This window comes from Nocardia carnea, from assembly GCF_029868855.1.
In the GTDB taxonomy this organism is placed as follows: Bacteria; Actinomycetota; Actinomycetes; order Mycobacteriales; family Mycobacteriaceae; genus Nocardia; species Nocardia carnea_A.
This window is the reverse complement of record NZ_JARWOV010000161.1, coordinates 1-9,003: the sequence shown is the minus strand read 5'-3', so window position 1 is coordinate 9,003 and position 9,003 is coordinate 1. Positions and strand designations below refer to the sequence as shown.

The 9,003-nt window shown below is 67.8% G+C and carries 9 protein-coding genes and 1 pseudogene; 5 read left to right on the top strand and 5 right to left on the bottom strand.

What is annotated here, in order from left to right:
- From QH195_RS14695 to QH195_RS14685, 3 genes are all read left to right on the top strand, one after another.
- A partial coding sequence (locus QH195_RS14695) for a FecCD family ABC transporter permease (protein WP_348537352.1) occupies positions 1–1,261 on the top strand: 1,261 nt, incomplete at its 5' end.
- Entirely contained in the window at positions 1,258–2,088 is an 831-nt protein-coding gene (locus QH195_RS14690; protein WP_280435769.1) for an ABC transporter ATP-binding protein, read from the top strand. The genes QH195_RS14695 and QH195_RS14690, both read left to right, overlap by 4 nt.
- 37 nt (positions 2,089–2,125) lie before the next feature.
- Complete coding sequence (locus QH195_RS14685) at positions 2,126–3,103, top strand: ABC transporter substrate-binding protein (protein ID WP_280435768.1); 978 nt, start codon at positions 2,126–2,128, stop codon at positions 3,101–3,103.
- Between the two features lie 74 nt (positions 3,104–3,177).
- Here the strand turns inward: QH195_RS14685 and QH195_RS14680 are convergent, their stop codons facing one another.
- Both QH195_RS14680 and QH195_RS14675 read right to left on the bottom strand, forming a co-directional pair.
- Entirely contained in the window at positions 3,178–3,567 is a 390-nt protein-coding gene (locus QH195_RS14680) for a hypothetical protein (protein ID WP_280423837.1), read from the bottom strand.
- A gap of 70 nt (positions 3,568–3,637) precedes the next feature.
- Complete coding sequence (locus tag QH195_RS14675) at positions 3,638–3,964, bottom strand: hypothetical protein (protein WP_280435767.1); 327 nt, start codon at positions 3,962–3,964, stop codon at positions 3,638–3,640.
- Positions 3,965–4,036: 72 nt separating this feature from the next.
- Between QH195_RS14675 and QH195_RS14670 the strand changes: the two genes are divergently transcribed.
- On the top strand, positions 4,037–4,915 hold the full coding sequence (locus QH195_RS14670) for an endonuclease/exonuclease/phosphatase family protein (protein WP_280435766.1): 879 nt from the start codon (positions 4,037–4,039) through the stop codon (positions 4,913–4,915).
- A 70-nt stretch (positions 4,916–4,985) separates the two neighbouring features.
- On the opposite strand, the gene entS is transcribed toward QH195_RS14670, so the two are convergent.
- The 3 genes from entS to QH195_RS14655 form a co-directional block, all read right to left on the bottom strand.
- Positions 4,986–6,302: an enterobactin transporter EntS gene (gene entS / locus QH195_RS14665; protein WP_280435765.1), complete on the bottom strand. Its 1,317-nt coding sequence runs from the start codon at positions 6,300–6,302 to the stop codon at positions 4,986–4,988.
- A gap of 648 nt (positions 6,303–6,950) precedes the next feature.
- A complete protein-coding gene (locus tag QH195_RS14660; protein ID WP_280435770.1) occupies positions 6,951–7,781 on the bottom strand; it encodes an IclR family transcriptional regulator in 831 nt (276 codons plus the stop codon).
- A gap of 27 nt (positions 7,782–7,808) precedes the next feature.
- Positions 7,809–8,612, bottom strand: coding sequence for an ATP-binding cassette domain-containing protein (locus tag QH195_RS14655; RefSeq protein ID WP_280435764.1), 804 nt, complete (start codon positions 8,610–8,612; stop codon positions 7,809–7,811).
- Positions 8,613–8,792: 180 nt separating this feature from the next.
- On the opposite strand from QH195_RS14655, the pseudogene QH195_RS14650 reads away from it, so the two are divergent.
- Positions 8,793–9,003: pseudogene (locus QH195_RS14650) on the top strand (hypothetical protein); the annotation flags it as partial.

The following is a 9,003-nucleotide window of genomic DNA, read 5'->3' as shown; positions in this document are numbered from 1 at the left end:
TGATCATCAGGAGAGCGGACGACCGTCCGGTCCGGCATTCGATGATGAGCAGACGTTTGCCGGGGACCCCGATACCGGTATGCGGGACGCTGCAAACCGGGACGATTCCGGTTCACAGACGGGCTCATTCGGCCCCGGTGTTTTGCGGGTGGGCGCGCGGCGCCCCGGGGGCGCTGGGGTCCGGGGCGCGGCGCCGGCCGCTGCCCGGTGGCCGGGCCGCGTACGGTTCCTGCGGATACGCAGGCTGGGGTTCAGTGTGCGCATCGATATCGTCTCGGCGGTGATCACGGTGGCACTGGTGCTGATCACCGCGGCGGTCGGAATCCGGTCACTGGGCGCGAGCAGCACCGACACCCCGGGGCTGGGATTCGTCGAAGTGCTACAGGTACTCGCCGGCCAGATCGGTGGTTCGGCCGCCGATCACGTCGCCGGCTGGTTGCCGGTGGTGGTCACCGCGATACTCGGCGGGGCGTCGCTGGCTTTGTCGGGTGCGATCTTCCAGACCCTCACCCGCAACCCGCTGGGCAGCCCGGACATCATCGGATTCACCACCGGCGCCAACACCGGAGCGCTGGTGGCGATGCTGGTTTTCGGGCTCGGTTCGGGCGGCGCCACGGTCGGAGCCCTGCTCGGATGTCTGCTCACCGCGCTGGTGGTGTATTTCCTCGGGATGCGCGGCGGAACCGGTAATTACCGGTTCATCATCGTCGGTATCGGTGTTTCGGCGATGCTGCTGTCGGTAAACGGCTACCTGGTCGCCACGTCCGATGTGCAGGAAGCGGGCGCGGCCGCGGCATGGGGTATGGGTAATCTGCGTGATCTGACGATGGCCGATACGGTGCCGGTGTTCGTGGCCCTGGCGGTCCTGCTTCCGGCGTTGACCGTGGTCGCGCCGCGGATGCGGATGTTCGAACTGGGCACGGATTCCGCGGCGAGCAAGGGTGTCGATACCGAGCGCACGCAGATGATGCTGCTGGTGATCGGTGTGGGTTTCGCGGCGGCGACGACCGCGATCGCCGGCCCGATCGCCTTCGTGGCGCTGGTGGCCCCACAGGTGGCGGCGCGGATCACTCCGAGCCCGGGGATCCCGCTGGTCACCTCGGCGGCGGTGGGCGCCACTCTCCTGGTTTCCAGTGAGGTGGTGGCGCGCACGATCCTCGCGCCGCAAACCCAGTTGCCGGTCGGCGTGGTCACCACGTCGCTGGGTGGTGTGTATCTGTTGTTCCTTCTGCTGGCGCAGTCCCGAAAGGCCCGCCCGTGACCAGTGACTCCCTGCCCGGTGCGACGCCGGGACGGTTGACCGGCACCGATCTGCGAGTCGGTTACGGCGACCGCACCGTACTCGCCGATCTGGATGTGGTGGTGCCCGACGGCTCGTTCACCGTGATCGTCGGGCCGAACGCCTGCGGTAAATCGACGTTGCTGCGGACGCTGTCACGGCTGCTACGGCCGCAACGCGGCACGGTGCTGCTCGACGGACGGGATGTGGCCGAGTACGGCGGTAAAGAGTTCGCGCGGGAGGTGGGGCTGCTACCGCAGCAGTCGATCGCACCGGACGGGATCACGATCATCGACCTGGTCTCCCGTGGCCGGTTCCCGTATCAGAAGCTGTTCCGCCAGTGGACCGACGCCGATCAGCGGGCGGTCGATTTCGCGCTGCAGGTCACCCGGTTGACCGAATTGTCGACGCGGCCGGTGGAGGCGTTGTCGGGTGGGCAGCGGCAGCGGGTGTGGATCGCGATGGCGCTGGCCCAGCAGACGCCGATCCTGTTACTGGACGAGCCGACGACCTACCTCGATCTCGGGCACCAGATCGAGGTCCTGGATTTGTGTGTGGACCTCAACCGGCGGGGCACCACGCTGGTCGCGGTACTGCACGACCTCAACCAGGCCGCCCGGTACGCCTCCCACATCATCGCCATGCGCGACGGGCAGATCGTGGCCGTGGGTCCCCCGCGCAAGATCATCACCGCTGAGCTGGTCGACCGGGTTTTCGGGGTGTACGCGCAGGTTGTCGACGACCCGCAGACCGGCACTCCGCTGGTGGTGCCGCTCGCGGAGGGCGCGGTCCGGGTGGACAGCGTGTGAATCGTGCCCGCCGGGCACACAACTGGGAAGGAGAACCATGGCGAGGCGGCGTATCGGTGGGGTCGTGGCGGGAATGGTGAGTGTGCTGCTGGCCGCGACGGCGTGTGTGCAGTCCGATGACACCACCTATGAGGTGTTCGACGACCCCGATGGGGCGCCCGGGTATTCGCTGCCGGACAACCCGCGCGTCGTGGCGCTGGGCTGGTCGGATGGTGCGGTCGCGGTGGAATTGGGTGTGCGGCCGGTGGCCGTCTACGACTGGATGAGTTTCGGTGCGGCCACCAAGGGTGTCGGTGAATGGGATGCGGCGGCGTTCGGTGACAGCTCTCCCGAACTGATCTCGGCGCAGAGTGCCGGCGAGTTCAATATGCAGCAGATCGAGGAGCTCGATCCGGATCTGATCCTGAATGTGCGTGCGAAGGCGGACAGTGCTGTCACCGAGGAACTCCGGGAGATCGCACCGGTGGTGACCGCGCCCGAGGGCACAGGCGATTTCGCGGTCAACTGGCAGACGCAGGCCGAGCTCATCGGCGCCGCGCTGGGCAAACGGGTCGAAGCGGACAAGATCGTCGCGGACACCACGGCCCGCCAGCAGGCGGTCGCGGACGAGCATCCGGAGTTCGCCGGTAAAAGCTTCGTGTACGCGGCGAAGTTCGGTACCGCCTACGGCGCCTACCTGGCCGGGGATGCCCGGTTCGATTTCTTCGCCGACCTCGGTTTCGTGCAGAACCCGCCGGTCACCCGGTTGCAGAGTTCGGGTTTCTTCGCGCAGGTTCCGGCGGAGCGGGTGGGTGATCTCGACGCGCAGGTCGCCGTGTTCACCACAATCGGTCTGCCGTTCGCGGATCTGGACAACGATACGTTGATCAACTCGCTGGCTGTGGTGCGGGACGGGCACGCGGTGCGGTTGCCGGAGAACGATCCGGCGGTGCTGGCGTTGTCCGCGGGCACACCCGGATCCTTGCGGTTCGCGCTGGACCGCATCACCCCGCAGCTGGCGGCCGCGGCGCGCTAGTCGACCTCAGCGAGCCGTCGGCACAGGCAGAGGCTCTGCTGGTCCATATGCGGCGGTCAGCACCGTGCGGCGCCCTACCACAGGGTGGACGGTCCCGCGACAACCCAGCCCGAGTCGGTGAGCTTGACCCAAAAGCCCAATGACACCTCGATTATCTGCTCCTGGTAGATGACCTCGACGTAGAAGTGGGTGCCGGTGTGGCCCCAGTAGAAGTCCCCCAGAACGAGCTCGCCGAGCCAGGACAAGTCCTGTTCCCACTCGCCGGCAGCGAGGCGGCAATCCGCCTCGTCATCGGGGCCGGCACCGACTGAACCCTTCCACAGACTCTCGAGCACATGCCGGACCGGCACATGGTCGACGAGCTGTTCGGCCTCAGCGATCTTCCCAGCTCGGAGCAGGCCGAAGTAGCGGCCGACGACCGCTTCGACGTCGGTCTCGGCAGGGCGCTCCGTCCAGATCTTCACGGCGAGATCGTAAGAGCCTCAGCGCATGCCCGGCGACCCAGGCTTCAGCGCAGAGATCGCGCCGGGCGCGTCACAGCCGGTCGAAGAGGCGCTTGGCTTCCGATAGACCGAGGCCGGTCCGGTCGCGCAGAAGTTTGACGCCGTGGGCGGGCTTGCGCTGGTCCTTCAACGCCAGCACGCTCGACAGTGTCTCGTCATCGGGGGCCTCGCGCGGGGCAAGCATCCCGGCGGCCACCGACCGCGCGACATCCAACCGTGCTTGACTCATCCGTGGAGAGGCGGAGCTCGACGTGCGCGCCGACTTACGGCCCGGACCGGCGAATCGAAACGCTACTGCCGAAACGATGATGGCCAGGACGGGCGCCAGCATCAGGCAGAGTCCGAGAGTCGAAGTCATCTGCGGAATCCTATGCCGCCGCACCATTCCCCGCCCCCACTCGTTCTGCATGCACCATGGACTATGCCCATCGTGAACAATCCGAATCCGGACGCCGGCCCCGAAATATCAGTGAGTTCGCTGCGGGTGGCAACCTTCAACGTCCTGTCGCCGCTGCTCGCCGATTGGCAGCGCCGGAAGAAGGCCGTGGCAGAACAATTACGGGCAGCTGACGCCGACATCATCGCCCTGCAGGAAGTCGACGCCGGTGAGAATCGAGAGCAGGGCATTGCCGATCTGCTCGGCCCGGGCCGGCACCTCGCGTGGCACTCTCGGACCACGCCCGACGGCGTCGGCCTAGCGCTGGCCAGCCGCTGGCCGTTCGGCAAGATTCACGAGCACAGCCTGGGCGTCACCGACCGCGCGGCGGCGTTCCCGTGGTCGGCTGTGGTCGTTGCCGAGATCCGTGCTCCGCAACCATTGGGAACCGTGCACGTCGCCCACCACAAACCGGTCTTCCAGCTCGACTACGAACACGAACGTGAGTTGCAGGCCGTCGAGACGGCCCGGTTCATCGAAGAAGTCCTCGGCGACCGTGCTGAGCACGCTGTCGTGGTCGGCGACTTCGACGCCACCCCGGACTCGGCGAGCATACGATTCTGGACCGGCCGCCAAGCCCTGGCGGGCGTGAGCGTCAGTTATCACGACGCGTGGGAAATGCTGCGACCCAACGATCCAGGGCATACATTCACCCCGGACAACCCGCTGGTCGCCGGTGGCGACATGTTCTCCGCCGCCGGACGGCGTATCGACTACGTGATGGTGCGAGGCGGGAGTTTCGGGCCGACACTAGCGGTGCGATCCGTCGAACGGATCGGTGTAGAGCCGCAGGGCGGGGTTCAAGCAAGCGACCACTACGGCGTAGTCGCCGAACTGAGTGTTCCTACCCGAGCTCCCGGGGTCTGGGGCTGACAGCGGGGCGTGGGCCGCCTCTGACCACGGGCTGTCGAGGTATGGCTGATGAGAAGGGGCCGGAGGAACGCTATGAGGCTTTCCGTTCGGACGCGCTGTTCCTCCTTGCTGCAGTGGTGCTGCTGTCGACGGTGCGCAGGGTGGTGAGCAGGCACCACAGCGCGACGGTCAGCACGCATCCACCCGCGCCGTACACCAGGAACACCGCCCGCGTGGGAACCACGCTCGACACGATGCCGGCGACGACGGCGCCCAGCGACAGGGCGATGGTGAGTTGCGCGGTCCACAGGCCGGACACGCGGCCGCGGAACTCGTCGGGGGTGGCGGTCTGGACTACGGCGAAGCGCGCGATATCGCTCACCACGCGGCCCGCGCCGTGCGCGACGAGACCCGCGAACACCACGGCGGTGGCGCCGAGGAGACCGGCGCCGACGATCCCGGCGGCCGAGAGGAAGGTGGCCGCGAAGATCACCTGACCGCCGCGGTGGATCGATCCGGTCCAGCCCGAGGTGAGGGAACCGAGGACGGCGCCGACCGCGGGCGCGGCGAACAGCAGGCCCGCGGTGGCGTCACCGGCGTGCAGTATCTCGGTGACGTATTCCGGGATCAGGACATTCCATCCGGACAACAGCATGGTGACGCAGCCGACGAGCAGTGTCGCGCCGATGATCCGGTGCCGCGCGGCGAAACGGAACCCGGACAGCGCGGCGCGTGCCGGTGACTCGTCGTGACCGCGTTCGGCGGTCATCGGGCCGAGGCGGGCGAGGAGCAATGTCGTCACCAGACTCGCCGCGGCCGCGAACCAGTAGTTGGCGGCGACGTCGAGCCAGGCGATGAGCACGCCGGCGAGTGCGGGCGCCGACATATGGCCGAGGTCGGCGGTCAACGCCATCAGTGCGGCACCCGCCGCCAGTTTGCCAGGCGGGATCAGCGCCGGCATGGCCGCGACCAGCGCGGTCTCGGAGATCCCGCCGGTGACACCGTCGATGACCGCGCAGAGGAAGATCACCCACAGTTTCGGTTCGGGGAGCATCGCGTTCACCGCGAGCAGGGCGAAACCGAGGGTTGCGGCGGCGCGGGAACCGACGATCACGAGCCGCCGGTCGTAATGGTCGGCGGCGGTACCGCCGATCAGGGTGCCCGCGAAGGCCGAGAGGCCGATGATCGTGGCAACGGTAGCGACCATGGCGGTCGATCCGGTGACCGCGAAAACTTGGATGGGCAGGGCGACCACCAGGAAGCCGATACCGAACACCGAGATCGTGCGGGCGGTGAACACGATCCGGAACTCACGGCTGGTACGCAGCGGGGTCACGTCGATCGCGATCCGGCGTACTGGTGCCGACCGCATGCCGGTACGGCGGCGGGCGCGGTTGTTCCCGGGCATCGGCGGCTCCTCTCCTCTGCGGCGGGTCGAGGGTACCGGGTAGCCGGAACAGGGTCGGGTACCGATCGGCGGGCGATGCCGCCGAGTACCGGACAGAACCGTGCCGGCTGTTCCCTCGGCGTATTTGCTCGTACACCGCAGATCAACTGCGACTGCTCTCGGCCTCTCGCTCGCCGGCTCAGCCATGTGTGGGCACGTCGACGGTGCATCCCGACGCCGCGACATCGGCCAGGCCTGCTCCCCAGCTGCATCAGGAGAATCGATGATTTCTGATGCAGTATGTGCCTCTTCCTTTGTCTTTTTCTTTTTGGTGGTAGCCGAAGGAACTCGAGGAGGGATTCATAGTTAGATGCGCATATCGTCGTTAGGTGATGAAATGTTCTGTCTATCGGTACAGGGTTCCTGCTGTTCCACGCGCTCGACCGAGTTTCACGGCACAGCGTTCGTTCCGTGCTCGGCTGCTGCTACCGCGAATAGAAGCAGCCGAGCCGAGACGGCGACCCACTCCCCTATTCCCTCATGTGCCCGCACGGGAAGGATGCCGATGCCGGCCGTGACCTGCGTCGAACCGGTCGGGTTATCCCCCTGTGGGTCATGACCGCTGGGTAGTGCGAGGGCTTCCCGTAAACGGCCTCGGTGATGCGTTGATCAGCTCGCTGGAGCCGGCGCGGGGTCAGGACGTGATGCGGGGGGCCTGTCCTCGTAGAGGTGGACCGGTTCCTCGCGGAAATCCCGCGGTCCCGGGCCGGTGAGCGGTGTGGCACGACGGCCGAGGGTCAGGGTGACTTCCTGGGCCGCGGCCACTACCAAGGGGGCTGTCCGCTCGAACGGTGCGGTGTCGGCAGCGCCGCACACCGAGAGCGCGGCGAGGGGTCCGCGGGCACCGCGGATGACGGCACCCGCGCAAGCCAGGCTTCGGAAGGCCTCGCCCCAGTCGAAGGCGAGGCCGCGACGCCGGACGAGGTTGAGTTCCCGGTGCAGTTCGGTGATTTCGCCGATCGTGCGTTCGGTGCAGCGGTGCAGTCGCTGCCCGTACATGCTGTCCACCCATTCGGGGGCCAGCAACGCGAGCATGGACTTTCCGCAGGCTGTCGCGTAGGCGGGCCCGCGGCCGCCGATCCGTGACGGCAGCGACGACGCATCGCGGCCACCCACTTTGTCGAGGTAGACGTTCTCGCCACCTTCCAGCACGGCGAGGTGGACGACCATACCGGTCTGTGCGTGCAGGTCGTGCAATACGGGAGCGGCCGCCGCGCGGATCGCGCTGTAGCCCTCGGAGATTCCGCCCATTCGCAGCGCACGCCGCCCGATGGTGTAGCCGTAGGGGGTGTGTTCCACCCAGTTCAGCCGGACCAGCTGTTTGAGGATCCGGTGCACTGTCGAGCGGGGCAGCTGTGTTCGGCGGCTGATTTCCTCCAGGGTCAGGCAGGAGGTGCGGTCGTCGAAGACATCGAGGATGACGGTGATCCGTTCGATCATTCCCATGGTGGGTTCCGCTGCCCGGTGTCAGCGCCGCGCGCTGCGCGGGACGGGTATCGGGATGGCTGCCAGTAGTTTTTGCGTGTATTCCTCCTTGGGGTTGTGGTAGATCTCCTCGACGGTGCCCGTTTCGACGACTCTGCCGCCTGCCATGACCAGGACCCGGTCGGCGATCACTTCGATCAGTGCGAGGTCGTGACAGACGAAGAGGTAGGCCAATCCGAGTTCGTCCTGGAGGTCGCGCAGCAGGTTGAGGACCTGTGATCGCACCGAGACATCGAGGGCGGCGACGGGTTCGTCGCAGACGATCATCTTGGGTTCCAGGGTGAGTGCGCGGGCGATCGCGACGCGTTGCAGCTGGCCGCCTGAGAGTTCGGCCGGGTAGCGGTCGAGGTAGCGGGCGCCGATACCGACCTTGTCCAGCAGGGTTCGCACAGCGGCGGCGCGGGTTTTGCGATCGAGGTCGGTGTGGACGACGAGTGGTTCGGCGACGGCGTCGAGGATGCTCATCCGGGGGTCGAGGGAACTGTGCGGATCTTGGAAGATCATCTGCATACCGCGGCGCAGGGCGCGGAGCCGGGCGGGTGTGGCCGCGCGGACGTCGCGGCCGTCGAAGACGATGCTGCCGGTGTCGGGTTCGATCAACCGCAGCACGATTCTGCCGACGGTCGATTTCCCGGCGCCGGATTCGCCGACCACCGCGAGGCATTCGCCGGTGCCGAGCCGGAAGGAGACGTTCCGGACGGCGTGGGTCCACCCGGTGCGGCGGCCGAGTAGATCGCGGCCTGTCGAGAAAGACTTCGAAATATCGGTGACCTCGAGCAGGCTCATGGTTGCTGCACTCCTTGTAGTTCGATCTCGGTGGTGCGCAGGCATCGGGCGGAGCTCCGGTTGCCGGTGGGAGTGCTCGCGGGGTGGGTGGCGTCGCACAGGCCGGGCCGGTCGTGTGGGCAGCGTTCCCGGAATCGGCAGCCGGACGGCCATTCGCCCGCGACGGGTACCCGGCCTTCGATGGCGGTGAGTCGCGGGGGGCGCGCCGCGCCCGCGGGGGGGGGGGGGGGGGGGCGCGGCGGGGTTGGGTGGGGGGGGGGGGCGCCGGGGGGGGGGGCCGGGGCATTGCGCCCCGGCGCCCCCACCCAAACCCGCCCGGGTGCCCACCCCCCCCCCCACCGGGGCCCGGGCGGGCCCCGGGCCGCCGCCGATCTGCGCCGGGCCGTACGAC